This window comes from Ferruginibacter sp. (genome assembly GCF_049840995.1).
Classification (GTDB): domain Bacteria; phylum Bacteroidota; class Bacteroidia; order Chitinophagales; family Chitinophagaceae; genus Ferruginibacter.
On the sequence record NZ_JASGIP010000008.1, the window covers coordinates 257,367 to 283,687 of the forward strand.

General features: G+C 42.9%; 26 protein-coding genes and 1 tRNA gene. 15 read left to right on the forward strand and 12 right to left on the reverse strand.

Translation table 11 applies throughout. The annotated features are described in order from the left end of the window. Position 1 precedes the first annotated feature (1 nt). Positions 2 to 406 carry a hypothetical protein gene (locus QM738_RS21995; protein ID WP_462278915.1) on the reverse strand — a complete coding sequence of 135 codons (405 nt, stop codon included), beginning with the start codon at positions 404 to 406 and terminating at the stop codon, positions 2 to 4. Here QM738_RS21995 and QM738_RS22000 point away from each other — a divergent pair. Continuing rightward, complete coding sequence (locus tag QM738_RS22000; RefSeq protein WP_462278916.1) at positions 390 to 857, forward strand: hypothetical protein; 468 nt, start codon at positions 390 to 392, stop codon at positions 855 to 857. The genes QM738_RS21995 and QM738_RS22000 overlap by 17 nt on opposite strands. Here QM738_RS22000 and QM738_RS22005 read toward each other — a convergent pair. From QM738_RS22005 to QM738_RS22045, 9 genes are all read right to left on the reverse strand, one after another. Continuing rightward, a complete protein-coding gene (locus QM738_RS22005; RefSeq protein WP_462278917.1) occupies positions 823 to 1,434 on the reverse strand; it encodes a hypothetical protein in 612 nt (203 codons plus the stop codon). The genes QM738_RS22000 and QM738_RS22005 overlap by 35 nt on opposite strands. 9 nt (positions 1,435 to 1,443) lie before the next feature. Beyond that, a complete protein-coding gene (locus tag QM738_RS22010) occupies positions 1,444 to 1,911 on the reverse strand; it encodes a hypothetical protein (protein ID WP_462278918.1) in 468 nt (155 codons plus the stop codon). Between the two features lie 88 nt (positions 1,912 to 1,999). Then, a complete protein-coding gene (locus tag QM738_RS22015; protein WP_462278919.1) occupies positions 2,000 to 3,787 on the reverse strand; it encodes an AAA family ATPase in 1,788 nt (595 codons plus the stop codon). A gap of 72 nt (positions 3,788 to 3,859) precedes the next feature. Continuing rightward, positions 3,860 to 4,078 carry a hypothetical protein gene (locus QM738_RS22020; protein ID WP_462278920.1) on the reverse strand — a complete coding sequence of 73 codons (219 nt, stop codon included), beginning with the start codon at positions 4,076 to 4,078 and terminating at the stop codon, positions 3,860 to 3,862. 24 nt (positions 4,079 to 4,102) lie between these two features. Further along, the gene (locus QM738_RS22025; RefSeq protein WP_462278921.1) at positions 4,103 to 5,800 is read right to left on the reverse strand and encodes a hypothetical protein; all 1,698 of its coding nucleotides are present in this window, start codon (positions 5,798 to 5,800) and stop codon (positions 4,103 to 4,105) included. An 11-nt stretch (positions 5,801 to 5,811) separates the two neighbouring features. Beyond that, positions 5,812 to 7,359: a hypothetical protein gene (locus tag QM738_RS22030; RefSeq protein WP_462278922.1), complete on the reverse strand. Its 1,548-nt coding sequence runs from the start codon at positions 7,357 to 7,359 to the stop codon at positions 5,812 to 5,814. Positions 7,360 to 7,446: 87 nt separating this feature from the next. Continuing rightward, positions 7,447 to 7,764 carry a hypothetical protein gene (locus tag QM738_RS22035; protein ID WP_462278923.1) on the reverse strand — a complete coding sequence of 106 codons (318 nt, stop codon included), beginning with the start codon at positions 7,762 to 7,764 and terminating at the stop codon, positions 7,447 to 7,449. A 96-nt stretch (positions 7,765 to 7,860) separates the two neighbouring features. After that, on the reverse strand, positions 7,861 to 8,226 hold the full coding sequence (locus QM738_RS22040; RefSeq protein WP_462278924.1) for a hypothetical protein: 366 nt from the start codon (positions 8,224 to 8,226) through the stop codon (positions 7,861 to 7,863). Positions 8,227 to 8,244: 18 nt separating this feature from the next. Beyond that, positions 8,245 to 9,540 carry a hypothetical protein gene (locus QM738_RS22045; RefSeq protein ID WP_462278925.1) on the reverse strand — a complete coding sequence of 432 codons (1,296 nt, stop codon included), beginning with the start codon at positions 9,538 to 9,540 and terminating at the stop codon, positions 8,245 to 8,247. A 236-nt stretch (positions 9,541 to 9,776) separates the two neighbouring features. Between QM738_RS22045 and QM738_RS22050 the strand changes: the two genes are divergently transcribed. The 3 genes from QM738_RS22050 to QM738_RS22060 all read left to right on the forward strand — a co-directional run bounded on the left by QM738_RS22050 (position 9,777) and on the right by QM738_RS22060 (position 14,522). Further along, positions 9,777 to 10,400: a DUF6498-containing protein gene (locus QM738_RS22050; protein WP_462278926.1), complete on the forward strand. Its 624-nt coding sequence runs from the start codon at positions 9,777 to 9,779 to the stop codon at positions 10,398 to 10,400. A gap of 210 nt (positions 10,401 to 10,610) precedes the next feature. Next, positions 10,611 to 13,748 carry a sensor histidine kinase gene (locus tag QM738_RS22055; RefSeq protein ID WP_462278927.1) on the forward strand — a complete coding sequence of 1,046 codons (3,138 nt, stop codon included), beginning with the start codon at positions 10,611 to 10,613 and terminating at the stop codon, positions 13,746 to 13,748. A gap of 12 nt (positions 13,749 to 13,760) precedes the next feature. Further along, complete coding sequence (locus QM738_RS22060; RefSeq protein ID WP_462278928.1) at positions 13,761 to 14,522, forward strand: LytR/AlgR family response regulator transcription factor; 762 nt, start codon at positions 13,761 to 13,763, stop codon at positions 14,520 to 14,522. A 153-nt stretch (positions 14,523 to 14,675) separates the two neighbouring features. Here QM738_RS22060 and QM738_RS22065 read toward each other — a convergent pair. Continuing rightward, positions 14,676 to 14,749: transfer RNA gene (locus tag QM738_RS22065), tRNA-Pro, on the reverse strand. 201 nt (positions 14,750 to 14,950) lie between these two features. On the opposite strand from QM738_RS22065, the gene QM738_RS22070 reads away from it, so the two are divergent. The 11 genes from QM738_RS22070 to QM738_RS22120 all read left to right on the forward strand — a co-directional run bounded on the left by QM738_RS22070 (position 14,951) and on the right by QM738_RS22120 (position 24,349). After that, positions 14,951 to 16,210 (forward strand): dihydroorotase, encoded by a 1,260-nt coding sequence (locus QM738_RS22070; protein ID WP_462278929.1) that lies wholly within the window; start codon positions 14,951 to 14,953, stop codon positions 16,208 to 16,210. Between the two features lie 2 nt (positions 16,211 to 16,212). Next, a complete protein-coding gene (locus QM738_RS22075; protein WP_462278930.1) occupies positions 16,213 to 16,701 on the forward strand; it encodes a DUF4199 domain-containing protein in 489 nt (162 codons plus the stop codon). Between the two features lie 63 nt (positions 16,702 to 16,764). Beyond that, positions 16,765 to 17,706: a glycosyltransferase family 2 protein gene (locus QM738_RS22080; RefSeq protein ID WP_462278931.1), complete on the forward strand. Its 942-nt coding sequence runs from the start codon at positions 16,765 to 16,767 to the stop codon at positions 17,704 to 17,706. Between the two features lie 3 nt (positions 17,707 to 17,709). Continuing rightward, a complete protein-coding gene (locus QM738_RS22085; RefSeq protein WP_462278932.1) occupies positions 17,710 to 18,939 on the forward strand; it encodes a glycosyltransferase in 1,230 nt (409 codons plus the stop codon). Further along, positions 18,866 to 19,891 carry a GHMP family kinase ATP-binding protein gene (locus QM738_RS22090; protein WP_462278933.1) on the forward strand — a complete coding sequence of 342 codons (1,026 nt, stop codon included), beginning with the start codon at positions 18,866 to 18,868 and terminating at the stop codon, positions 19,889 to 19,891. Before QM738_RS22085 ends, QM738_RS22090 begins: the two co-directional genes overlap by 74 nt. Before the next feature lie 62 nt (positions 19,892 to 19,953). Beyond that, entirely contained in the window at positions 19,954 to 20,526 is a 573-nt protein-coding gene (gene gmhA, locus QM738_RS22095; RefSeq protein WP_462278934.1) for a D-sedoheptulose 7-phosphate isomerase, read from the forward strand. Beyond that, positions 20,523 to 21,221 (forward strand): nucleotidyltransferase family protein, encoded by a 699-nt coding sequence (locus QM738_RS22100; RefSeq protein ID WP_462278935.1) that lies wholly within the window; start codon positions 20,523 to 20,525, stop codon positions 21,219 to 21,221. The genes gmhA and QM738_RS22100 overlap by 4 nt, the downstream gene beginning before the upstream one ends. Positions 21,222 to 21,237: 16 nt before the next feature. After that, the gene (locus QM738_RS22105; RefSeq protein ID WP_462278936.1) at positions 21,238 to 21,780 is read left to right on the forward strand and encodes a D-glycero-alpha-D-manno-heptose-1,7-bisphosphate 7-phosphatase; all 543 of its coding nucleotides are present in this window, start codon (positions 21,238 to 21,240) and stop codon (positions 21,778 to 21,780) included. Between the two features lie 110 nt (positions 21,781 to 21,890). Then, positions 21,891 to 22,892, forward strand: a complete 1,002-nt coding sequence (locus QM738_RS22110; protein ID WP_462278937.1) for a hypothetical protein — start codon at positions 21,891 to 21,893, stop codon at positions 22,890 to 22,892. A 37-nt stretch (positions 22,893 to 22,929) separates the two neighbouring features. Next, positions 22,930 to 23,637: a hypothetical protein gene (locus QM738_RS22115; protein ID WP_462278938.1), complete on the forward strand. Its 708-nt coding sequence runs from the start codon at positions 22,930 to 22,932 to the stop codon at positions 23,635 to 23,637. A gap of 46 nt (positions 23,638 to 23,683) precedes the next feature. Further along, positions 23,684 to 24,349, forward strand: a complete 666-nt coding sequence (locus tag QM738_RS22120) for a hypothetical protein (protein ID WP_462278939.1) — start codon at positions 23,684 to 23,686, stop codon at positions 24,347 to 24,349. A gap of 50 nt (positions 24,350 to 24,399) precedes the next feature. Here QM738_RS22120 and lepA read toward each other — a convergent pair whose 3' ends face one another. Continuing rightward, the gene (gene lepA, locus QM738_RS22125; RefSeq protein ID WP_462278940.1) at positions 24,400 to 26,190 is read right to left on the reverse strand and encodes a translation elongation factor 4; all 1,791 of its coding nucleotides are present in this window, start codon (positions 26,188 to 26,190) and stop codon (positions 24,400 to 24,402) included. Positions 26,191 to 26,321: the final 131 nt, after the last annotated feature.

A 26,321-nucleotide genomic window follows, 5' to 3' on the forward strand; every position in this document is an offset into this window, starting at 1 on the left:
GTTAACAGGCGATGTATTCCGGTGGCGTATAATCGGAATAGGTATGTGCTTCGGGCAGGAACCCGGAATTTGTAATGCTATGTACGGGGGTAATAGTAGAAGGTGTTATAACTTTTGGCAACACGGTTACCTGCCTGGAAGCAGTGTACCAAACCTGGTGTTTGGAGAATTGTTTATCCAGCGGGCCATGATCGTCGTGATCTCCTTCGTTGGTAAGATTGTTGTCGTGAAATATATTTTCCAGGATCAATTCTGAAAAAGAGTCAATATCATCATAGGCTTCTGCAACCCTGTTGTTAGCAGTGCTGAAGGTAAGATGGTCCAGGTCGATACTTACATCCAGTGTATGTACCGCTACCAGTACCACGATCAGTCTTGCAAAAAAATATTTGAGTCTTGCTTTCAACGCCGCAAAATTACCACAGCGGGTTGCAGGCAATGGGCAAAGGGCTATTATTATTGTGTTATGCGAATGTTACCAAATTGTTACGCACAAGCTGGATCTCACATGGTCAGACCGAAGGTCAGACCATGTAATGGATGTTGCACCACATAGGCACATAGAGCACATAGATATAGCGGCCTATGGTGTTTTTATTGGAGACGCGGATTACCAGGATGGTGATGAAGGTTATGTTGTTGTTATACAGATTTTTTTATTGAGGTTAAAGCAATCACCGCAGAGAAAAAGAGAAGCAGAGGTTTTCGCAGAGCAACTCTGCGTAAACTCCTTTACTCTTTTTCTCTGCGGTGAATTGAAGGTTGCAATCCGTACGCCGTTTGTCGAAGCCAAGACGGCGGCGGCAAAATATGTTACCGCTTTTAATACACTTCAAACACATAACAAGTCCATTTAACCGGACCTTTATAGATGCCTTTAAAATACCAGGGATGGAAGCTGAGGGTAACATAGAGGCTTTTATCAGGATATTTTTTGGAAACGTACCGGTTCTTACTGTCAAGAGCGTTTATATGATCTTTATCAACCGCTTCAAATCCCAATGCCCGGAATTCATTCAGTAAACTATCGGCCATTTTTGTGGTGTGTACGGTGTGGGCTGTACGCCAGGAAGCCTGCGGGTTCACGTCCACATAAAACGTAGATGCCGGCAGGGTTAACTCATTACCGGATGTATCTTTTACAATAATATTCTTTGCAGCATTGAACTCGCCCTTGAATGGATACACAAAATCGGTCGTATGCTCTTTCATGAACAATTGCACACAGGAGATATCTTTACAGTCTGCAAGCGCCAGCAATTCTTCTGCGGTGAGCCGGTCATGCTTCGGCGCCATTTGCTCCAGCGTGGCTTTATCCTGGGCCTGTATGCTGTCCAGTTCATTGATACTTACTGCACGTTTGTTGGTGGGGTTAGAACAGGCCACCTGCAGCAATAAAACAAAAACGGGAAGTTGTTGTAAAAAGCGGGGCATTGCGTACGATTATTGTTTTATACGATAAAAGATCATGGCAGCACTATCGCGGCTGCTATAAGCTGTAAGGCTGAGTATATCTACGTCTCTTTTAGTTGCGTGTGATGTTTCTATAAAATGATTGATAACAGTATCTCCCCTATCACTCAGGGCCACCAGCCGAAAATAGGATAAACCATCTTTACCAATTACAGCGGGCAGTATCTCGTATTTGCCTGTATACTGAACCGTTTTTTTTGAGGGGCCTTCAGTGGTCTCGTAAGTAAAATCTCCTTCCCTTTTCAACCGGAAAGTGATCAATGTATCGCCGTTCTTCTGCGCCCATGTTCCCAGGTGTGCATCTCCTTCGTACATATCCGGCCGCACAATATCTATATCCTGTACCTGCTCTCTTTTACGGTCCACCCAATGCCTGGCTATAAGGAAGAAAGCTACTGCAATGAGTGAAAATAGATAATACTTAATGTGAATTCTCACGATCTTATTTTAACTGTTGTATGCAAACAGGATAAAAAATGCTATTTAAAATTTGCTGCTAAATAAAAAATAGCAGCCACATAAAATCCTATTTATTTGATTGCCTGAAACCGATCGGGTTTCGCTGCTGGCTCTCTGCCATGCGTTCTGCATCGGCAATGTCAAATTCTTTTACATCATTTAAAATTACGGTAGCTAACATTTCAGGCGTACGGTCTTCTTTTTTCATGATCGCCAGCCTTAAGTTCTGGTTCTTTACACACTCGGCTACTATCTGCCTTACGGTACGGGCATTGCCAAAATTGGTATCCCTGTTATCAAACAACCATTTTAAATAATTTTTCAGGTGCGCTGTCGCTGCCTCATCCGGTGTTACACTTTCAATTGCAAACAATCCTGCAGCAATGCTCCACATTTCATCTGCCGTGTAATCCATAAACTGGAAATACTTATCAAAGCGGCTGCGCAGCCCGGGATTGCTGTCAATAAAATCCCGCATATTATGCGGATAGCCTGCTACGATCACACCAATGTTGCCGCGGTTATCTTCCATGTATTTTAAAATGGTGGCAATGGCTTCACTGCCAAAATCATTTTCCGAAAATCCCCTGCCTGCCAATGAATAAGCTTCGTCGATAAATAAAATACCGCCTAGTGCTTTATCGAGTTTTTCTTTTGTTTTAGTTGCTGTCTGCCCGATATAACCTGCCACCAATGCTTCCCGGTCCACTTCCACCAGATGGCCTTTTTCTAAAATACCCATGGCTTTGTAAATACGTGCCAATAACCTTGCCACCGTGGTTTTGCCCGTACCGGGGTTACCGGTAAAAACAGCATGCAAAGAGAATTTATGTAAAAAATCCTTACCGGTTTCCTGGTAAAATTTTATCAGCGTCACCATTTCGTTCACATCATTTTTAATATTGGCAAGTCCTGTCATGGCATTCAGTTCGGCAAGGCTTTCCTGCAAAATAACTTCCGGAGTGAGTGATGCTGTATCCGTTTGCGCTGCAGGCGTTGAAGCCGTTGTACCTGTACCTGGTTTTATGTTTACTGTTGTGGCATCACATTCTTCCCATTTATCACCCATATGAAATACCTGGCTGGCCACTAAGGTTTCCAGGAAATAAATCTCCACCGTGTATTGATTATTGGCCCATAACCCGGGGGCCGAACTCCCCCATCCGCTGTTCACTATATAACTGCGGTCCTTAGAATTGGGTTGCACATAGATCAACTCTGATGATTTGCCTTTGAACAAGCCTGCGTTATCGAGGTAATGAAAAAAGAATTCTGCATAAAAACCTTTTTCGGTCTTGCTTCTGAATTTTATTTCGCCGCATACGTAGCGTGTCTCATCTCTTTTGAATACACTATAATTTTTCCTGTCGGGATCCGCTTTTATAGTAGGCTCGCTTTCAAATAATTTCATGGATTCAATAGCAATATATCCCTGGTTGGTCAACGCATCGGGTCCGAGATCTTCCACATGAAAAGTTGTTTCGGTCACCACCGCATTGTCTATAATCACATTCCATTTAAAATCACCGATCCTCCAGTAATCACCCGCTACAGGTGTACCCCAGCTTTCTCTTATATACACAATATTTTCAGTCTTACTTACCGTACGGGTTTGTTGGCGGCTGCACAGCTTTACAGGATTACTGGCTTTAGTTGCGCATTCCATCGTAATATTCAGCTCCCAGTCTTCTTCATCAAACAATTTATTGAAAAACGAAAATTCCACATAGATGTATTTCAATTCATAGCGGTCAAATACACTACGGTATTTTTTTGTGCCATCAGCCATCCATTCGTCGCTGCCATATACTTTCAGATCTCTTACAACAAATCTTGATTGCATTGCTTTTTCCATAATCAGAACTGCTTGTTTTTGTAGAAAATTGCTTTTTCATAAAAGTACAGCATATGTACCATTCCTTTTTATTTAATCTTTGCGTTTGGCCTCTAAATTGCCTGCTGCCTTTTGAGGCATTTTTTTTACCGGCTTTTTTGCTGCAGAATCTTTACTCATTATTAACTGTCTCATTGAATCTGCCACCATACCTGCCTTGATGGCTCCGCGGCCGACTTTGACATTTGGTTGTTGTGCATTCGCTGCCGCAGCGCATAATAAAACGATCGTGAATAATGCGATCTTCTTCATGATTTCTATTTTTAGGATTGAATATTACTTTAAAAGTTCTTTCGCAAAAAACTGCTCCCGGAACGCAATGATTTCCTTTGCTGCTTTTGACAATATTGCGTCTTTATCATCCACTAATTTTTCCAGTAGCAGCGATACATCTTTATGATCGATGAGCCTGGTTGCAAATACGGCAGCTTTTTTTATTTCTACAGATACAGCCGGATCCGTAATGTAAGACGAAAGCACCGGTAACAAGCGGTAAGCCCCCGTGTTGCCATACACGAGTAATTGCTGCAGGGTATCCGGGCTGTTCTTCATTTCTTCAATTACAACATCCGTTAATTCAGCTGCTTTTTGCTTATCAATAGCCGCCAGGTTCTTTATCATTCCTCCCAATGTTAACTGCGCTGTTGTAACAGTAAATGCATTCCCTACTGTTGAAAAAGCCAGCTCTTTCACGATGTCTGCAGCCTTACCGGTTGGTGTGGGGGTGGTTGCCAGCACGGGTAGTAATTCAGTCATCACAGCTTCATCATTTTTCCGCGCTGCTACTACCGCCGCCAATTCGTTGATGGAAAAAGGCGTTTCTACAGCTGCCAATGCATGACTGATAACCCTGAATGTATCAGACACAACTCCGGCATTCATCAACATTTTTGCCATTTTGCTGCAATCATCTTTAGAAAGCCAAGACAGCGCCCGGATCTTTTTAACCAGTTCCGTCTCGTATTCTTTATCCTGCATTTTTACTGCTCCCAGCTTTGCGGTAAGTGTTTCAAAGTTGTCGTCGGCAAGCGTGTTTTTATAAGCCAGCCTGTTGATCTCTTCATCAGATACAGGATCGCTCAATGCAGCTGCCTGCCGGTATTTACCTGAACTTTCCAATTCTTTAAAAGCTGTTACATTCTTCTGGTTCAAAGTAATTGCTGATAAAAGCTTACACTCCGTACGGCTGCCGGATGCAACAATAGTATCAGCACCTGATAACGTCATAAGTGATTCTGAAATTTTTATGCTTTTAACAGTTCCGGACGCATCGGCTATGATGGTTGTCTTACTGTCTGGCAACAGCTTTTGTCCTTTTTGCAGTGATCTTATTTTTTCATAGCCGGCATTTGTTTTCTGGTATTCCGCACCGTTCTTACCTTTGTAAACCACTTTATAATCTGCCCTGAATAAACCCACCGTATTTTCTTCTATTACCTGCCAGCTTTTTCTCTGATCGTGCACTAATATTGCCTGCGTATTGCTCAATATATTTTTTACAATACCCGCTGTTAAATAAGATACAGCCGTATCAGTTTTAACAGACAATATATTGCCGGAACTGGTGAGCTGCGCAAATACTGGTATTGTCATTTCCTTTATGATCGCATCCGCATCCACCGGAAAAGCACCGCTTTGTATCTTTAAGCTGGGTTGTATTATTTCAAAACACAGCTGCAGGGTATCAGCTGCAGACCAGATGATCGTTTCCCTTATTTTGCACTGAATGTTCAGCCCTGTTGTTTGCAAAGAAGGCCTGTAAAAAAAAGGCAGCGCTTTAACGGCTGTGTCTGTATTATACAACATTTGTATATCGCTGTACCCTGTTCCTTCGCTGCTGTAGGAATAGACCAGTTGCCTGCCGGTCTTCCCCGTATCTGTTAAAACAGGCTTCGCTTTATAACTGCCACCCATACACGCATATACTAACAGGAAGGGAGCAATCATTCGTTCCATGAAAAAAGGATACAGCATGAAAACATGGTTTACAGGTTACCCAGCACATAATTACTACCACCTTCTGCAAACGTTCCGGCTGCTTTAAACCCGTTCCATTTAAAAAAGTTAACCTCGCCCAACCGGTGACATTTATCTATTACCGGTACGCATACATCTGCATAACCATACAGGCGGCCACCCAGTACGTTCAGATCGTATCCTACATAATAACTATAACCAACCACCACCTGGCTGGAAGTTTGAGACCAGATACCAACATAACTGTTCAATGGTATATCGCCATGTATAAATGTAAGCTCACCCCCTGCTCCCAGTTTAGCTACGCCACCGATCGATATACCTGCTTCCACATAACCTTTCAAGTCTATTACAGGATCGGCCTGCAGGGTTACAACAGTACGGTAAATACCTCCATTGTAATTAAGCCCCACTTCTCCCTTTACACCAATTTTGCCACTGAAGGCTATGCCGCAACAGATAGGCACTGTTATAGGAAATGATTTATCAATAGATCTTGCATTGGATTTAGCATAAGTTTTTGACTGCGTTACGCCTTCATTCACGCTCATGATAGTAATGCCTGCCACCTGTATCTGCGCTTTGGCTGTCATCTGTTTGCTGGAATCAGAAGGCGCATACAATTCTATGCCGCCTGATAAAAGGTCCAGCGAATTGCCAAAGAGGCCGCCATATACTTTTGCATTGGCGCTTACTTTAAATTCTGACAGGCTTTTGCCCGGGGCTTCCGGGTTAAAGGGATAAATTTTTGCATACCGCACAAGGTCTGCCTGTACACCCGCTTTAAAAGTTGACATAATACCAAACGACCAGTCTTTTGATGATGTTTCGTTGATCACTTTCAATGCTGTTGAGGAATTATTGCTACCACCGGTGGTCATGGTCAGATCTTTAGGAGGATTGGCAACACCTGTAGTAAATCGTTTTGCTTTGATCCCTGTCTCACCGGCTTTGGGCGATGTGGTGGACGCTGATAATACACCGGATGCACTTACCGCAAATTTTGTCGCTTCCAGTTTTTCCCTGTCTGCAACGGTATACTGTCCAAAAGGATTTATTGTAACACTACCCACCTGTTTGCTGGCAGCCGAAAGCATTTTTAAATCTGCTTCCGATTTTAACTGGCTGATGCTTTTCGACATTTCGGATACCCTGCCATCCAGTTCGGAAGTTGGGGTAACAATATCTATTACAAGCGCCGTCTTATCGTTCCTGATAGAATATCCTTTTGCGTTCTGGTCTCTTTCTATCTCGTTCAGTTTATCAAAGATCGCCTTCGCTTTTTCACTTTTGTCGTTAACCGCAATGGTTTCATCAGGATTAATTTTTCTACCTGTTTTGTCCACCATTTCAATGGGACTGAAAGCAATGGGCGCTTTTTTTTCCACCCTGCGCCTGCTGTCATTTTCGGGGATCACCACCTCTCCCATGCTTTGCTTCACTACAGGATTCTGCGCTGCGTTTTGTTTGAGCCGTGTATAGGGATCCTGCCCGAATGTTTTGGCTATACTTACATAAAACATACAAGACAAAAGAATAAAGCCTGTTTTTTTCATGGTTTTAAATTTTAATGATGACGAATACTATGATTTATTAAGCATGATCGCAGATCAGCTTTTAAGTATGACTGTTTATTTTACGTTTCAGTTTTGAGTAGGTGGCTTGATCGCAACACTATCCAATTGCGGTGCTTTTGGTTGTTCCGGATCGTTGGCCCCATTTTTTTTATCCTTCTTTTTAAAAATTGAACGCACTTTTTTGCCCGCCTTGCTTAAGGCGCTATCCGTAACATTATCCGCCGTGTTATTGATGGTTTTATCCACTACCTTACTGGAAGAACGGTCTGCCGAATTATCAACCGCTGTTTTTGCTTTTGTTTTGAGATTTTTAAAGAATTGCGTTTGTGCCTTGCTTCCCACACCCATACATAACAGGAGCAGGATAAAGATCATTCTTTTCATAATTGTAAAAGTTTTATTGAACTGGATATTAAAACGGGGTCTTTTTTATTTATCATCCACCATCCGCATCATATTCAGGCAACTGCTTCGCTGTTATTAAAACTGGTATCCATAACTATTGATCGCATCCACTAGTTTATCCACGCTCATCACACCATAATTAAATTCGTGCTTTGAACCATCCGACAGCGTTATCATCACTTTTTTTGCAAAGAAACTTTTTTGCGTATCCACACGGGCAATGTCTGCCTTATTGATAGAAAAGACGATATCCTTGTCTTCCTTATCAAAAGCCACATGGTAAGAAGCAGGATTATAAGCCGCATCGTACAAAGTGCGGTAAATTAATCGTTTATTGGTAACTGTTAGTTTACCGTTGAACTTCTTCCCTTCCGACGGAGTATAAAAAATAGCCCATGTATCGATGGGGGTTTCACCCGGTTGTAATGCTGCTTTGCTCATTAGAATTTGGTTTAAGGTTTATTTTATTGCGCTGCAATCGACCCCTGTTCCGTATCCGCTGGTGGCAACATTTACATTGCGTACATAAGGCTTGCCGTATTTGCCACCGCCCAGGTATTCCTTTGCAATGCTTACATCCCCTACAAAACATTTACCATCTCTTTTATAGATCGTATAAATATTTTCTGCCAGCAATTGATAGGTAGGAACATCCAGGTCGTTCTTTTGAACGATCCAGGTGGTATTGGGGCTGTTATTTGCTACCGCAAACTTTACCAGCACATCTCCCGAAGAGCTTAACTCTGCTTTTATCATGGCTTCCAATGCAGCAGGACTAAGTTCAGCATCGGGCAGTTTCCTCGATGTTTTAGGCCAGGTATCAGGCATGGCGTGCAGCATGAATGCGGTTGATTTAATGTTTTGATGTACCGCTGTAAAATTCTTTTTTATCGCTGCAACATCAGCCGCATTGAAATTGAACTGGAATGCACCTTCTGCACCGGGCCAGTCTTTGGAGTTAGGCAAGCCGTTTCCCCAGCCATCCACGGGGCGGAAGTAAAATTGCAATTGAATAACATAATCACCGTTGTCGGGAAATTTACTCTGGTCAATGATCTGGTACATGGGTCCGCCGGAAACATGCAGCGCATCAAAACCATATTCATAATTCATACCTATGCCTGTAGAGGCGTTGGCCGGGTCAGGCAGTATATCAAAATTGAATGCGGATTTTTTTATCTCGTCCGGTTTCAGCATTACTGAATTGTGATTGACCTGTGCGTACTTGCCTTCGGTACCACTTACCACCGCAAAAGAAAAGATGATGTAATAATTTTTGCCCATCGGCGTCAGCTTAAAAGCTTCTTCAATGGTCTTGTTGCTCAACTCTAAGCGGCCATAAATAAAATCACTTGATCTGAAATTTGTTTTGGCTCCATCGTGGCTGCTGCCAAAGGGCTTGTCGGAAAAATAAAAAGTGGCGCCGGGGATGAGCTTCAGATCTTCATAAAGAAAATACTTAGAGTTGACAGTGATGTTTGAATTTGACATTGTTTTTGCATTTGTACCGGGTGTTTTTTGCTCCGTGTTGTTTTCGGGAGCTTTATTACCGGTGTTGTCATTATTGGTTTTTACGTTTGCAGCAGGCGTTTTTTCTTCCGTATTATTTTCAGGCGTTTTAGTATCATTTTTACTTTTCACTTTATTGGCTGCGTTTTGTACTTTATTCTTCAGGTTGCCGAGTTGTGCATTGCCTGTATAAGAGAGCAGTATGGATGCCGCTATTGCGAATGATATGCTTATGGTTTTCATCATTTCATTTTTTATATATCCTAAATTATTTATGCTTTTACCGGAAAGCACCTGCTTTTTTTTAACCGGCAGCCTTCAATTTGTAACTGGCGGCCGCAAACAAACAAATGGCACGATCCGCTGTGGTAGCGGCTTTCAGAACAGTAACCGCTTATATTTTTTTATATACATTTGAGTATTACTGTTGATGCAATTGTTTTAGATCGATCTATGTTTTCCTAAATAAATTATTACAGCATATGTTTTCTCTTATCAGGTTATTGAGCATGTTTACGCGGCTTTCCCCATTACGGCAGTTCTGGCTGAATATCCTCATCCCGACAGGCGGTATTTTATTTTATGACTGGACACCGGGTACTGTCCTGTTCTATTTCATGATCGAACTGGTCAATTACTGGCTGTGCAACTTAGTGCTGCTGCTTTGGTTTGCAAAAGCGCCTTCTGAATCTGAAAGGTGGAAAAATGCTGCTACTTATTGTTTCTGGTACTGGATCGCTTTGATCGGTTTTTACTTCTATGTATCATTTATGAGCGACCCAAAGAATCCTTCTATGGCCACTAACATCACGTATGGACAGATCATCGCTGTTACGCTTATATACTGGCTGCAGTTTGTATTGTTTTTATTTACCACCAAACCAAAGAATAAGATGACGCAGGAGGATGTTATTAAAGGTATATGGTATCGTTTAATTGCTATTTTCATGGTCATCTTCTGTATCATTGGATACGTTTTTGTGTTTTGGACAAACACCAACACGATGAATTATGCCCTTGCATTTGTATTGATTTTTGCCAAGAGTTTTGCAGATCTGGTGCTGATGGCTGCCCGTATGAGTAAGGAACAGCAGGCAATAAAATAAACCAGGCCTGTAGTATATTCTTATCTCTCTTGTCTGCAACCCTTAAAATTTCCCCCAGCTTTTTGTAACTGGTAACATTTATCGCATTAGTGGTATTAATTGTTTTGCAACTGGCGGCACCGTCCGGCGAAATTTATCCACCTGTTCTTTTAAATAATTAATGAACTAACTTCATCAGGTATTATTGGCTCTCAATGAACCTGTATTATTTTGCGCTTCCTTGTTTTTTTCATATCGCTTTTCATTTTTCTGCTGCAGGATACGGCGGTACAGGCGCAGCATTTTAAAGAAGATGATTTTGTACGCTACAGCGCTAAAGATGGACTCAGCGGCAATAATATTTTCGATATCAAGCAGGATGATCACGGTTACCTGTGGCTGGCTACTGAAAGAGGGTTGAGCCGCTTTGACGGCAGTAATTTTCAGCAATTTTATTCTGATACCGGTAAAAACAGCCTGCCCGTAAATCTTGTACGCCAGCTTAAGTGGATGAGCAACGGGCAAATGGGCGCCTTTACAGATAAAGGGTTGCATCTTGTAAATACCACCACTTTGCAGGAGCAGAATATTTTTGTTCCAGAGGGTAATTTAAAGTTCCCGACAGAGGCCAATAAAATAAAAGGCATGGCCAGCGATGCAGCCGGCAATATCTTCCTGCTCAGCAGCTCCGGCTTTTATCATTTTGATGCAAAAGGTGCACTTGTATTTCGTTACGATCATAAAATGGAAACCGGGGTGGAAGGGCGCATGCCGTTTGGAAAATTCAACAGTCTTATTATTCCTGAACCCGGTATTGTATTAATGGCCACCAATTGGGGACCTTATATTTACACGATCGCAAAAAAAGAATTGCTGCCTGCAGACAAGACCAATTACCATTTTTACAGCAGCCTCTCTCCCAACACCACGCAGATAGATCCCGATTGGGGATTTTCTTTCAGCTACACTGATAGTCTTTCTTTCATCACCCTCCGGCAATGGCAGTTTTTTTATTTTGACAGGTTGCAGCAAAAAAAATACCCGGTCAATATTTTAGCAAAAGCCGCAGAAAAATTATTTGGATGGAGCAGCATGATCGCAAGGCTTGATGACAGCACCCTTATTGTTACCGGTATGCAAAAGGGATTTCACTTAATGCATTATTACAAACAAACCGGTACTTATGTGATAGAGCCCGAGCTTTTTTTAGATAATTACCTGTGCCGTTCTGTATTCATTGATAAAGATAAACGTATCTGGATAGGCACCGAACGAGGTTTGTTGCGTATGAGAAAAAATGCCAGCGTGGAAAAAATGACCGTGCAGGCAAAATGGAATCCTATGGGCGCCGGCCGTTCTGAATCTTATATCATGGGCACTATCACCAATGGAAAAATATTTGCCGGTTCTGCAGGCTCGGGTGTGTATGTATTCGATAGCAGCAGCGGCAATGCATTGCAGCATATCAATTTTGATGCGCTCAATGCTGGTACAACGGTTGCAGATCTTAACCGGATCAAAGGCATTACAAAAATGAACAATGCGCTCTATGTTTTTTTACTGCACCGATGGATGAAACTGGATCCTTACAATTACAGGATCACTGAGATGGAACTACCGCTTTGGGATAAACTACACAATGAATTTGGCACCCAGGCAAAAGGCAGCGACGGCACCTGGTATATTACCAGGCCCAATGAAGATGCCAGTTTTTATTACAGCGCTCCCCGTCAAAATAGTTTTCAACTGGCTGATTACCGCAATGATCCCGTACTGGGGAACCGCAGGCTGGAAGCTATGGCAGAAGCACCCGATGGCAATACCTGGTTCTGTGGTGCCGATGGCCTTTACCGTTTTAATACAGGTATGCACCGCTTCGACATTGTGATCGATTCTTTTCCTAAAATAAAATTCGCAGAAACAAAAGTGAACTGTATCGTTTTCGACGATAAAGGAAAAATGTATATCGGTATCGGTACCAATGGCCTTGCGGTGTATGACCCGGTAAAAAAAGTATACGAACATTTTACCCGCAGCAATGGATTGCCTGATAATGAGATCAGCAATCTTGTTCTTGTAAAAAATATACTTTGGATCGGTACACCGGGTGGCCTTGCTGCAATGGATATCCGCACTAAAAAGATCATGCCCTATGGTATTCCTGATGGCTTGCCCGACGGAGGTACTTCAGGAAGTTTTTATTACGACAAAGCAAGTGACCACTTATATATTGGCTACAATAACTACCTGGTGCGTTTTAACCCGGACAGTTTAAAAGTAAACGAATCTTCCCCGGATTTTTTTATTGAGAACATACAGGCACCCGGGAAGGATAGTTTTTATTTTCCGTCGGGTAAAATAACACTTCCTTACAACTATGGTAGTTTGATTGTTCACCTGGGCAGTATCAATTTCGAAAATGCGCAGCTGCAGAAATTTGCATGGCGGTTTGCTGAAAACGGCGCAGATGAAATGTGGCACGAGATCATGGGGCAGCAAACGATCGTATTGGGCAACCTTATACCGGGCGCACACCGCCTGCAGGTAAAAATTTATTCTGTCAACAACAGTTGGCCCGCCAAAATGCAGGAAATAGCAATTGTGGTCGATCCTCCTTTCTGGAAAAGGGCCTGGTTCGTTACCTTATGTATACTGCTTGTGTTTACCATCGTATGGTGGATATTCAGTGCAAGGGCAAACAATATCAAACAAAAAGCCAACGTGAATATGCAGCTGGCCGAAATGAAAATGAAAGCCCTTCATGCGCAGATGAACCCTCATTTTATTTTCAATTCGCTCAATAGTATCAAGGAACTGATATGGAACGGCGATAAACAGGATGCCAGCCGCTATCTTAGTAAATTCGCACAACTGATACGTACCGGCTTAGAGCAATCGGGGCAAACCTTTATTACCGTGGAACAATGTGTAAGCCACCTGCAGCAATATTTAGAAATGGAAAAATTAAGATTTGAAGGATTTTCCTATTCCATATTTGTAGATGAAACAGCGGATGCCAACGAGGCGAAAATTGCGCCCATGCTGGTACAACCTTTAGTTGAAAATGCATTATGGCACGGGCTTGGAAGTAAGGAAAGCGACCGGCAGCTTATCATCCGTTTTGTGGGCGACAGTCAAAACCTTACCTGCGAAATTGAGGACAACGGTATCGGCATCAGGCAATCCATCAAGAACAAAGAAAATACGCTCCGCACACATCATTCACTTGGTATTGTAAACATTAAAGAAAGACTGGAAGTGCTGAATGAAAAGTATAACATGAAATGTTCATTAAACATCATAGACAAAACAGATATACCCGGTAAAACCGGGAGTGGCACCATTGCTGTTTTATCTTTAACAAGTTAAAGAGGTATTATTATGATACGCACCATATTGGTAGATGATGAAACCCGGGGTTTGAATGCGCTGAACAGTATGCTTGAAACATACTGCCCCGAACTGAATGTATTAGCTACCTGCAGGGATGTTGCCGAAGCAAAGGAAAAAATCCAGTCGCTGGATCCGCAATTGGTCTTTTTGGATATTTCGCTGAAGAACAAAACGGGCTTTGATCTTTTAGCCGAGATAGAGCATTACAATTTTGAGATCATTTTTGTTACCGCACATAACCAGTATGCACTGATGGCTTTTCAATACAGCGCTACCGACTACCTGCTGAAACCAATTGATGAGGACCTGCTGGTAAGCGCTGTAAAAAAAGCAGTGAAGCGTATATCAGGCAATACCAACATCAATAATATCTCCACACTTTTATACAACCTTAATAATGTACGTACACAAAACGAAATGAAATTGTGCATCCCTTCATTAAAGGGATTTGACATTGCCGATATTAAGGACATCATTTATTGTGAAGCATCCGGCGTATATACCAATATCCATTTTGCGGGGCGCCCGTTCATTTGCTCTTCAAAAGGGCTGTCCGAATATGAAAAACTGTTAGCCGAATCCGGGTTTGTACGTGCTCACCACTCTTACCTGGTAAACCTGCTGCACGTGAAGCAATATGTAAAGGGCGAAGGTGGTTCACTGATCCTTTCTAACAATAAAGAAATTGTGGTAAGTCGCCGTAAAAAAGAGAATATCATCGGCAGGATGAAGGAGTTTTATAAATTTTAAAAGCAGATTTTACCTGTTGCCGCTCCGCCATAGGCTGTCATCCCGATATATCGGGACACCCCTATCTCGTCTAGGGCGAGACTACCGGGGCTGCGCTACTCAACATCTATCAAAAAAAAAATCTCCACTTATTAAAGCAGAGATCTTTTAAAGTCGGGATGACAAGATTCGAACTTGCGACCCCACGCCCCCCAGACGTGTGCGCTACCGGGCTGCGCTACATCCCGAAATTATTTTATTATTATACTCAATCTACTAGTTCGAAACCTGCGAACCCCATCTCGCCTCAGGCGAGACTACCGGGCTGCGCTACATCCCGAAATCAGCAGTTTTAACCGCCATTTTTTTACCGGAGGGCAAAAGTAAATGAAAATTTCTACTTTAAAAACTTCAACTTATCTTATTATCTTTGCGCAACTTTTTATTGCATGAAGGTTTTAATTAAGCAAGCCAGGATCATATCCCCCAACGCTCCCCTCAACGGGCAAACTAAAGACATTTTAATCGACAACGGCATTATCCAAACCATCAGTGATTCCATTACAGGGCCAGCCGACCAGGTGATTGAACAGCAGGGATTGTGCGCCAGCATAGGCTGGATGGACATTTTCTCCAATTTTGGCGACCCGGGCTTTGAATATAAAGAGACCCTGGAGACAGGTGCCGGAGCAGCGGCTGCAGGCGGTTTTACCGACGTAATGGTGTTGCCCAATACCAATCCCGTGGTGCACAATAAGCCGCAGGTGGAATACATTGTGCAAAAATCCAAAGGCGCTGCTGTGAATATCCATCCTGTGGGCGCTGTAACAAAAAATACGGAAGGAAAAGACCTGGCCGAAATGTACGACATGCACCAGTCGGGTGCTGTGGCTTTTGGTGATGGCACCAATCCCATTCAATCGGCGGGGCTGCTGCTGAAAGCGCTGCAATATGTAAAAAGCTTTGATGGCACGGTGATACAGGTGCCGGACGATAAAAGTATCGGCGCTAACGGGTTGATCAACGAAGGCATCATCTCCACGCAACTGGGCTTGCCGGGTAAGCCGGCCATTGCCGAAGAATTACTGGTGGCCAGGGATATCAAACTGGCAAGATATGCCGAAAGTAAACTGCATTTTACAGGTATATCATCTGCAAAAAGCCTGGAATATATCAAAAGAGCAAAGGAAAGCGGGATCAATATCACTTGCTCGGTAACACCGTATCACCTGTTTTTTACTGATACGGATATGAAGGATTACGACACCAACCTGAAAGTGAACCCACCTTTAAGAACGGATAAAGACCGGCAGGCCTTACTGCAGGCGGTAGCCGATGGCACGGTTGATTGCATTGCATCGCACCATTTTCCGCAGAATTGGGACAACAAGACCTGCGAATTTGAATATGCCAAAGAAGGTATGATAGGACTGGAAACATTGTTTGGTGTGCTGGGCGCCAGTGCCGCATTGGATATTGAAAGATCAGTAGACATGCTTAGCATAGCACCCCGCAAAATATTTGGACTGCCCATACCCGAAATTAAAGAAGGCGCTGCGGCCTGCATCACTTTGTTCAATGCGGATGAGGAATATATTTTTGATGCATCGATGATAAGGTCCAGGTCAAAGAACTCTGCTTTTATAGGTAAAAAATTAAAAGGTAAAGTAATAGGCATCGTTAACAAGGATAAAGTTGAACTGAACTAAGTATGAAAAGTATTTCTGCAAGAAATAAAGGACTGATAACCGGTGCCGTAATGATCCTGATCTCAATAGGGATTTATCTTACCAAAGGTAATTTTGAGAACAGCCTGCAATATATCACCTACACCGTTTATGTAGCAGGTATATTATGGACCTTGTTTACTTTTAAAAAAGAAACAGAGAATAATGCTACATTTAAGCAATATTTTGCGGAAGGATTCAAGTGTTTTATAGTAGTTACTTTATTAATGGTGCTGTTCACACTCACCTTTCTTTTACTGCATCCCGAATTAAAAGAACAAATGGCGGCAATGATGCGGGAAGACATTGCAAAGATGAAAGATATAACGCCGCTGGATGTAGAGAATAAAGTAGCCACCGCAAAAAAGGCATTCATACCGAGCCTGGTGATAGGGGCTGTTTTTGGTTACCTGGCCATCGGTTCATTGATCAGCGTGATCGCAGCAGGTTTTTTAAGTTCGCAAAAAAAATAACTGGTACTATAAAACAATACATATAATTTATAGCTGAACGAGGCTTGACACCAAAAACATCACATGGATCTTTCAATTGTAATACCACTTTTTAACGAAGATGAATCTTTACCGGAACTGAGCGCCTGGATAGAGCGGGTAATGCTTGCCAATAATTATTCGTACGAAGTGATCATGGTGGATGATGGCAGTACCGATAATTCCTGGAAAGTGATCGAACAGCTCCGCAGCAGCAACAGCAATATCAAGGGCATTAAATTCCAGCGCAACTATGGCAAAAGCGCTGCATTGAACGAAGGTTTTAAAGCAGCACAGGGCGATGTGATCATTACTATGGATGCCGATATGCAGGACAGCCCGGACGAGATACCCGAACTGCGCCGTATGATCATTGAAGATGGTTTTGACCTGGTGAGCGGCTGGAAAAAGAAAAGATACGATAACACACTTACTAAAAATATCCCCAGTAAATTATTCAATGCCGCTGCAAGAAGCATGAGTAAGATACAGTTGCACGATTTTAACTGCGGCCTTAAATCTTACAGTAAAAAAGTAGTAAAAAGCATTGAAGTATATGGCGAAATGCATCGTTATGTACCGGTACTGGCCAAATGGGCGGGCTTTAGAAAGATCGGCGAAAAAGTGGTGGAGCACCGTGCAAGAAAATATGGTGTTACCAAGTTTGGCTGGAACCGTTTTGTAAATGGATTTCTCGACCTGATGACCATTTTCTTTGTAGGCAAATTCGGCAAAAGGCCCATGCACTTTTTTGGATTATGGGGCAGCATTTCTTTTTTTGTAGGCTTGACCATCTTCACCTATCTCAGCATCTCAAAGTTCTTTTTTGATACCACGGGAATGACGCAAAGACCCTTGTTTTATTTTGCGATCATGATCATGATCATCGGGTCGCAGCTCTTCCTGGCAGGCTTTATAGGCGAATTGATATCCCGCAGTTCTTCTGACAGAAATACTTATTTGATAGAGGAGAAAAAAGGCCTTTAATATATGAAAGTCATCATCATTGGCCCGGCACACCCGTTACGCGGCGGTGGTATGTCTACTTTTAATGAAAGGCTGGCAAGGCAATTCCAACAGCAGGGTTTTGAAACCATTATTTATACTTTCTCCCTGCAATACCCTTCTTTTATGTTTCCCGGTACTTCGCAATATTCCACCGAGCCTGCACCGGCAGATCTCAACATAAAAGTGTGCATCAACTCCATCAATCCATTGAACTGGGTAAAAGTAGGCAACCGCATTAAAAAAGAGAATGCCGACCTGGTGATCGTACGTTATTGGCTGCCCTTGATGGGACCTGCACTGGGCACCATTTTGCGCAGGGTAAAAAAGAACGGGCGTTCAAAGATCGTGTGCATTGCAGATAATGTGATACCTCACGAAAAACGTTTTGGTGACAAACCATTTACAAAGTATTTTTTAAAACCGGTAGATGCTTTCATCACCATGAGTGAGAATGTGCTGAAAGACCTGCGGACCTTTGAGAAGGACAAACCGGTACAATTGGCGAAGCATCCCCTATACGATAATTTCGGAGAAAAGATATCAAAGGAAGCGGCAAGACAAAAACTGGGCATCGGCAGTAATGAAAAGATCGTGCTGTTCTTTGGTTTTATAAGAAAATACAAGGGACTGGATGTACTACTGGATGCAGTGAAGCTATTGAAAGATAATGATGCTGCAGCAACACCACGATTTCTTATAGCAGGCGAATTTTATGGCGACCGCAAGACTTATGATGAACAGATCGAACGACTGGGCATTGCTGATAAATTGTTACTGCACACTAATTTTATTACAGACAGTGAAGTAAAATATTTTTTATGTGCGGCAGATGTGGTGATACAACCTTACCGCAATGCAACACAAAGTGGCGTTACTCCCCTCGCCTATCATTTTGAAGTACCGATGATAGTGACCAATGTGGGCGGCCTGCCCGCACTGGTGCCTGATGGCAAAGCGGGACTGGTGGCCGAACCCGATGCTGTCTCCATTGCAGAAAAGATCACGGAATATTTTGCAAAAGGCGCAGCTCATTTTTTACCACATATCAAAGAAGAAGAAAAAAACTCAGCTGGACCAAACTCGTGGATAGTATCCTGCAGTTGGCCGGCATCAGTAATAATACTCCGTAAACACAACCATGATATTCAGCAGCAAAGCACCTCTTCGTATAGGCCTTGCCGGTGGTGGCACCGATGTAAGCCCTTACAGTGATATGTTTGGCGGCGCCGTAGTGAATGCTGCCATTTCATTGTATGCCAATGCTGTAATTGAATTAACGAACGAACATAGCATTGTTGTTGAAGCAACAGACCGCAACGAAAAACAGGTATTTGATCTCCGTAACAATTTACCCATCGATGGTACACTCGATCTTTTAAAGGGGGTGTACAACCGTATACAAAAAGACCATCCCTTTCCATTAAAAGGATTCCGGCTTACAACAGCTGTTGATGCACCTGCAGGCTCGGGCCTGGGCACTTCATCTACATTGGTGGTAGCGGTATTGGGCGCATTTAAACAAATGCTGCAGCTGCCGATGGACAATTATCAACTGGCGCATTATGCTTATGATATAGAGCGCAGCGATCTGCAGCTGGCAGGCGGCAAACAAGACCAGTATGCAGCTGTATTCGGTGGCATTAATTTTATGGAGTTTAAAACAACCGGCAACGTGATGGTAACAACATTGCAGATCTCCCAGGATTGCATACAGGAATTGCAGGATAACCTGTTATTGTATTTTACTAACAGTTCGCGGGAAAGCGCTGCTATTATCAACGAACAGGTAAACAATGTTTATAATAACAACCAGCAGAGTGTTGAAGCCATGCATCATTTAAAAGAACAGGCGGTTTGGATGAAAACAGCTTTGCTGCAGCACAATAACAACGAGATAGGGCGGCTGCTCGATTATGGCTTTACGCAAAAGCGCCTGATGGCACACAATATCAGTAATCCACAGATAGAAAGCATTTATAACGCAGCAAAAAAAGCTGGCGCTACCGGCGGCAAGATAAGCGGTGCAGGCGGCGGCGGATTTATGACCTTCTACTGTCCCGGTAATACCCGTACTGCAGTAACAGCAGCGCTCAGCAGCTTTGGCGGCTATGTAAAACCCTACCATTTTGTACAACAGGGCCTTATTACCCAAACACTTTCATAAATACTATCTTTGCAAATTATTACTGCATGTAATTGCATGCACTACCTTATTGAATAAAGCAGATGAAAAAAATAAAAGATATTATTGAAGCCTCTATTAAAACCAAGCAATTGGTATTGCAGGATGAAGCATTGCTGCACACTGTACAAAATTGTGTAACGGTGATAGTGGATGCATTTAAGAACGGCAATAAAGTATTGTTTTGCGGCAATGGCGGCAGCGCTGCCGATGCACAGCATTTAGCAGCAGAATTCAGCGGCCGCTTTTATTTAGACAGAGATGCATTGCCTGCAGAAGCATTGCATTGCAACACTTCTTATATGACCGCAGTGGCCAACGATTACAGTTATGATGTTATTTATAGCCGGCTGATAAAAGGTATTGGTGTAAAAGGCGATGTACTGGTGGGCCTGTCCACATCGGGCAACAGTAAAAATATTGTGGCTGCTTTTGAAGTGGCGAAAGAAAAAGGCATCATCACCATTGGCTTTACTGGTGAGAACGGTGGCACTATGCGCTCACTTTCTGATCATTTGATCAATGTACCTTCTACGGATACACCCCGCATACAGGAAAGCCATATACTACTGGGGCATATCATTTGCGAGTTGGTGGAAGCGCAGTATTTCGCATGATAAAAGAAGCCATCATATTGGCCGGTGGCTTGGGTACAAGGCTACGCAGTGTTGTGGCGGATATGCCTAAATGTATGGCGCCGGTAAATGGCATTCCTTTTATTGCTTTTATTGTTGATGATCTTGTGAAACAGGGAGTGGAACGTTTTATTTTTTCACTGGGATATAAAAGTGAAACCATCATTGACTTTGCCGAAAGCAGTTATCAGCACCTGGATAAAGTGTATGTAGTAGAAAATAAACAACTGGGAACCGGGGGCGCCATAAAAGAAGCTAGTAAAACAGTGCATGGGCAAAATGTATTGGTATTGAATGGCGACACATTGTTTTCAATTGATCTTGAAGAACTGTCGGATATACATACCAAACAAAATGCGGAATGTACACTTGCACTTAAACCCATGACCAACTTCAGCAGGTATGGATCGGTAATAACCAACAGCAATGCAAGGGTAACTGCTTTTAATGAAAAACAATTTTGCGAAAGCGGGCTTATCAATGGTGGCGTATATGCGTTGAACTGCAGCAGCTTTTTGCAACACCAGTTTCCAGGCATATTCTCATTCGAAAAAGAATATCTTGAAAAATACCTTCATACACATCATTTTTACGGGATAGCTTTTGATGATTATTTTATCGATATTGGTATACCGGAAGATTATGAAAGGGCTCAAAAAGAATTGAAAGAAAAATAAACCATACCAACTGCTGATGCTGGACCTTACACAAATAGACAATACCTGGACCTTATTCCTCGACCGCGATGGTGTGATCAACCACGAGATACACCCGCATTATATCAACACCTGGGACGAATTTAAATTTTACGACGGCGCCAAAGTGGCCATACAGATCTTTACACAAAAATTCAATCGCATTGTTATTGTCACCAACCAGCGCGGCGTTGCCAAAGGCCTTACTAAAATGGAAGACCTGTTGCTGATACATAAGAACATGCTGCAGGCAATTGAAGATGTGGGCGGCAAAATAGATGCGATCTATTATTGTACCGAAATGGAGAGCCCCAACCGCAAACCCAATCCCGGTATGGGTTTGCAGGCTGCAAAGGATTTTCCGGATATTGATCTCAGCAAGTCCATCATGGTGGGCAATACCATCAGTGATATGGGCTTTGGCCGCAACATTGGCGCAAAAACAGTTTTCCTTACCACCAACCGACCCGATGTGGATACAGCTGATGAACGCATTGATGAAGTATACCCCTCCCTCATCGCCTTCGCCCTCGACCTGTAATTTCCTCCACAATTCGTGTAATCCATGGAATACTTAAGTTTTAGTTAAAATTCATACGCATACAATAATTTTGCAGCGGGCTTGTTAAATGTATTAACTAATTTTATGGCATGAAGAAACTCGCAACCTTACTGTTTTTTCTTTCTGTACTCTCTGTATCATTTGCACAACAGCTGAACAAAGCTGATGCAAAGGCTTTACGCCTAAAAGAAGACTCTTTAAAAAGATATGCTGTAAAGATCATTGATGGTATTAACTCCGGCGACAGGCTGGCTGCAGACAGCATGTTTACTCGTTTGCTGGTAAGATCGCTGGTAACACCCAATTCCTTTTATTATCCTTTCGATTCCCTGCAAACTATTTCGCACCTGTATGCACCCGACAGTTCGTTCAGGATATTTACCTGGCAGCTGGCCATCAACGATTACGTGATACGCAAACACGGCGCTATACAGATGCGTACTTATGATGGTTCCTTAAAATTATTTCCATTGATAGATAAAGGATCAGTGACCATCAACCAGGTGGATACGGTTGCTAATAACAAGGGATGGATCGGTGCCATCTACTATAACATCATTCAAAAAAGAAGCGCCAACCAGAATTATTATACGTTACTGGGTTTTGACGAGAATAATATCCGCAGCAACCGTAAGATCATTGAAGTGCTGAATTTTAATAATGACGAGCCCACTTTTGGCGGCCGCTATTTTAGTTTTGAAGAAGACTCTGTTTTTAAAACTTCTATTGGCCGCTACATCATGGAATATAAAAAAGAAGATGGTCCCAAACTGAATTATGATGCGGAGATGGACATGATCATTGTGGAGCACCTGGTTTCCGAAAGCAATGAACCCAATAAAAAATGGACCCTGGTAGGCGATGGTGACTATGAAGGCTTTAAATGGAAGAATGGTAAATGGGTGCATATAGAAAAAATATTCAACCAGGTAACACCATTGGGCCAGGCGCCTGTGCCCAGTCCCATACGGGATGCAACCGGCACCCTGGATGAAAGTAAATTAAAAGACGGCGAACCGGCAGCAACCAAACCCGCCGAAGAAAAGAGCAAAGCAAAACCCGTAACGCCGAAGAAGAAAGGTAAAGGATAATGCAGCGTACAGCGGGTGATCTTGCTCCTGCATAATAATGTACAAGATCTCCATACCAAAACCCTGCCACAGCAGCTGGCATAGCATGACACCCAATGAAGAGGGACGCTATTGCAATGCCTGTGCAAAAACAGTAGTGGATTTTTCTGTAATGAGCGATGCAGCAATACAGCATTATTTCATGGAGCATTATGGGCAAAAAATATGCGGCCGCTTTAAAAGCACACAAATAGAAAGAATTGTAATCGACCTCCCTCCTGGTATTTTTCGTTTACGGTTACCCTCATGGAAAAAATTCCTGGTGATCTTTCTTTGTTGCTTTGGCAGTAGCTTTTTAGGTATTGACACAACCATTGCCGGCAATAATTTTAACCATACTGCCTTTACTCATAATTACTCGAACGGCCATGATGTAAAAAATGGTAAGAAGAAAGGCACCCATAAAAAAAAGAGACACAAGAGGATAGCAATGCAAAAAATACCTTTCGATGCTTTCTCTACGATATCTGGATTTACAGCGCCCTACTGGGTAGAGCGTAGGACCACTCCTACAATTCCTGAACTCACGGATCCTGGTACTTTTAAAAATCTTACCGATACCGGCACTGCCATAAAGAACGATATCTCCCAAGGTAAACCTGTCAAAAAACAGCCTCTTCCTGGATGGCCATTGCAGGACAGCGCATTTATTGTACCCACTGCATTTGCCGCACGCAATCCTTTCAGCAAAAAGAAAAAAGCATAGCATTTATGCAAAACAACAGCAGTTGCATCTCAACATAAACTGTTGTATGCTTAAAATTTCCATACCCCAACCCTGCCACGAAGACTGGAATGCCATGACACCCAATGAACAGGGCCGCCACTGCAATGTATGTGTAAAGACAGTAGTTGATTTTACCAGCATGAGCGATGAAGAGGTAAAGCATTTCTTTCTCCATAAAAAAGAAGAAAAAGTTTGCGGCCGTTTCCGCGGCGAGCAGTTACAGCGCATCAGGATCGAATTACCTTATAATGTACTTACCATCCGTATGGCATCCTGGAAAAAATTCCTGGCCATTATGTTATTGGTATTCAGCAGCACCCTGTTTTCATGCGACGCCATACTGGAGGAAAGGACACAAGGAAAAACTGAATTGACAGGTGTGATTGCAATGCCTGCAAAGGAAGCAATAAAAGATACTGTTGCAATACCGGCTACCGCGGCACCCATTTTGCCACCTGTTGTTTGCAGCACCGATGTAGTTGGAATCACTGCACCCATTACCGGCGCAATTGTTGAAACACCTGTACCTCCCGAGCCCTTACAACCAATCTTACAGGAACCCCTACCCGATACCAGCTTACCGAAGAATATATTGGGTGGTATCACCATCAATTCCACAGATTCGGCCGCAATAAAAAATCCGGCAAAGCCGGATTCCCTATGTGATAATAACATCAAAATATTTAACTAACACCTTCAACATTGAACATTCGATATTCGACATTCAACCATTCGCCATCATTAATCGTCTAATTTCAATACAGCAAGGAACGCTTCCTGCGGCACTTCCACATTACCTATCTGGCGCATGCGCTTTTTACCTTCTTTCTGTTTCTCCAATAGTTTACGTTTACGGCTGATATCACCACCATAACATTTAGCAGTAACATCTTTACGCATGGCGCTGATATTTTCCCGGGCAATAACTTTGGCGCCAATAGCAGCCTGTATCGCTATCTGGAATTGCTGCCTTGGCAACAGCTCTTTTAATTTTTCGCACAGCTTGCGGCCAAAATCCTGGCTGCGGCTGCGGTGTATCAAAGCGCTCAATGCATCTACTTTATCGCCGTTCAGCAGAATGTCCATCTTCACAATATCGCTCGGGCGCATATCGATCGGGTGATAATCAAAAGAAGCATACCCTCTTGTTTGTGATTTTAATTTATCGTAAAAATCAAATACAATTTCTGTCAAAGGCATTTCAAAGGTCAGCTCCACACGGCTGGTGGTAAGATAACCCTGGTGCGTCAATATACCACGCTTACCGATACAAAGGTTCATGATATTACCAATGTATTCCGGCTTGGTAATGATCTGCGCTTTAATGAATGGTTCGTCAATATGATCGATACGGGTAGGGTCCGGCATTTCTGCAGGATTGTTCACCGTAACAATTTCATCCTTTACTGTAGTGGCCACAAAGCTTACGTTGGGCACGGTTGTGATCACCGTTTGATTGAATTCCCTTTCCAGTCTTTCCTGTATGATCTCCATGTGCAGCAATCCTAAAAAGCCGCAACGGAAACCAAAGCCCAATGCCTGCGATGTTTCCAGTTCAAAAGTTAAAGAAGCATCATTCAGCTGCAGCTTTTCCATACAGTCACGCAGCTCTTCAAAAGCATCGGTCTCCACCGGGAAGATGCCCGCAAATACCATCGGTTTCACTTCTTCAAAACCCTGTATACCTTCCTGGCTGGGATTATTGGCCAATGTGATCGTATCACCTACTTTAATTTCTTTGGCATTTTTAATACCTGTAATGATATAACCCACATCGCCGGTCTTCACTTCCTTCTTCTCTTCCATACCCAGCTTTAAAATACCCACTTCATCTGCTTCGTACTCTTTGCCGGTATTGAAGAATTTTACTTTATCTCCTTTTTTCAGGGTGCCGTTGAATATACGGTAGTATACAATAATGCCGCGGAAGGAGTTGAACACACTGTCAAATATCAGCGCCTGCAAGGGTGCCGCAGGGTCGCCTTTTGGAGCCGGTATACGATCCACAATGGCATGTAATATCTCTTCAATACCGATACCGCTTTTACCACTGGCCAGTAATATCTCTTCTTCTTTACAACCGATCAGGTCAATGATCTGGTCCTTTACTTCCGGTATCATGGCCCCATCCATATCAATTTTATTGATCACAGGAATGATCTCAAGATCATTTTCAAGTGCCAGGTATAAGTTGCTGATTGTCTGCGCCTGGATGCCTTGTGAAGCATCCACTAAAAGCAGGGCGCCCTCGCATGCGGCCAGCGCACGGCTCACTTCGTAACTAAAGTCCACGTGGCCGGGCGTATCAATCAGGTTAAGGGTATATTCCTCTCCTTTTACCTTATAATTGATCTGGATAGCATGGCTTTTAATGGTAATACCTTTTTCCCTTTCCAGGTCCATATCATCCAGTACCTGCGCCTGCATATCCCTTTCGCTGATGGTTTTGGTATGTTCCAACAACCTGTCGGCAAGGGTACTTTTACCGTGATCGATATGTGCAATGATGCAAAAATTTCTGATGTTCTTCATTTACGGGTTCCGCTCTGTTTAGAGCGCAAAAGTAGCTTAAAATAGTGGATTTTGAGCTATTGTGTACAAGCATAAAGGCATAAGTTGAAAAAACTTTGGTAAAGCATACGCTCGCCTGGCTTAATTCACCA

Bases quoted from the DNA above. Each gene is read 5' to 3' on its own strand.
- QM738_RS22120 (WP_462278939.1), top strand. From the start codon at position 23,684: ATGCTTAAAATTTCCATACCCCAACCCTGCCACGAAGACTGGAATGCC.
- QM738_RS22110 (WP_462278937.1), top strand. From the start codon at position 21,891: ATGAAGAAACTCGCAACCTTACTGTTTTTTCTTTCTGTACTCTCTGTA.
- QM738_RS22025 (WP_462278921.1), bottom strand. From the start codon at position 5,800: ATGCTGTATCCTTTTTTCATGGAACGAATGATTGCTCCCTTCCTGTTA.
- QM738_RS22050 (WP_462278926.1), top strand. From the start codon at position 9,777: ATGTTTTCTCTTATCAGGTTATTGAGCATGTTTACGCGGCTTTCCCCA.
- lepA (WP_462278940.1), bottom strand. From the start codon at position 26,190: ATGAAGAACATCAGAAATTTTTGCATCATTGCACATATCGATCACGGT.
- QM738_RS22035 (WP_462278923.1), bottom strand. From the start codon at position 7,764: ATGAAAAGAATGATCTTTATCCTGCTCCTGTTATGTATGGGTGTGGGA.
- QM738_RS22045 (WP_462278925.1), bottom strand. From the start codon at position 9,540: ATGATGAAAACCATAAGCATATCATTCGCAATAGCGGCATCCATACTG.
- QM738_RS22100 (WP_462278935.1), top strand. From the start codon at position 20,523: ATGATAAAAGAAGCCATCATATTGGCCGGTGGCTTGGGTACAAGGCTA.
- QM738_RS22020 (WP_462278920.1), bottom strand. From the start codon at position 4,078: ATGAAGAAGATCGCATTATTCACGATCGTTTTATTATGCGCTGCGGCA.
- QM738_RS22005 (WP_462278917.1), bottom strand. From the start codon at position 1,434: ATGCCCCGCTTTTTACAACAACTTCCCGTTTTTGTTTTATTGCTGCAG.
- QM738_RS22090 (WP_462278933.1), top strand. From the start codon at position 18,866: ATGATATTCAGCAGCAAAGCACCTCTTCGTATAGGCCTTGCCGGTGGT.
- QM738_RS22075 (WP_462278930.1), top strand. From the start codon at position 16,213: ATGAAAAGTATTTCTGCAAGAAATAAAGGACTGATAACCGGTGCCGTA.
- QM738_RS22030 (WP_462278922.1), bottom strand. From the start codon at position 7,359: ATGAAAAAAACAGGCTTTATTCTTTTGTCTTGTATGTTTTATGTAAGT.
- QM738_RS22085 (WP_462278932.1), top strand. From the start codon at position 17,710: ATGAAAGTCATCATCATTGGCCCGGCACACCCGTTACGCGGCGGTGGT.
- QM738_RS22080 (WP_462278931.1), top strand. From the start codon at position 16,765: ATGGATCTTTCAATTGTAATACCACTTTTTAACGAAGATGAATCTTTA.
- QM738_RS22060 (WP_462278928.1), top strand. From the start codon at position 13,761: ATGATACGCACCATATTGGTAGATGATGAAACCCGGGGTTTGAATGCG.
- QM738_RS22115 (WP_462278938.1), top strand. From the start codon at position 22,930: ATGTACAAGATCTCCATACCAAAACCCTGCCACAGCAGCTGGCATAGC.
- QM738_RS22070 (WP_462278929.1), top strand. From the start codon at position 14,951: ATGAAGGTTTTAATTAAGCAAGCCAGGATCATATCCCCCAACGCTCCC.
- QM738_RS22105 (WP_462278936.1), top strand. From the start codon at position 21,238: ATGCTGGACCTTACACAAATAGACAATACCTGGACCTTATTCCTCGAC.
- QM738_RS22040 (WP_462278924.1), bottom strand. From the start codon at position 8,226: ATGAGCAAAGCAGCATTACAACCGGGTGAAACCCCCATCGATACATGG.
- gmhA (WP_462278934.1), top strand. From the start codon at position 19,954: ATGAAAAAAATAAAAGATATTATTGAAGCCTCTATTAAAACCAAGCAA.
- QM738_RS22015 (WP_462278919.1), bottom strand. From the start codon at position 3,787: ATGGAAAAAGCAATGCAATCAAGATTTGTTGTAAGAGATCTGAAAGTA.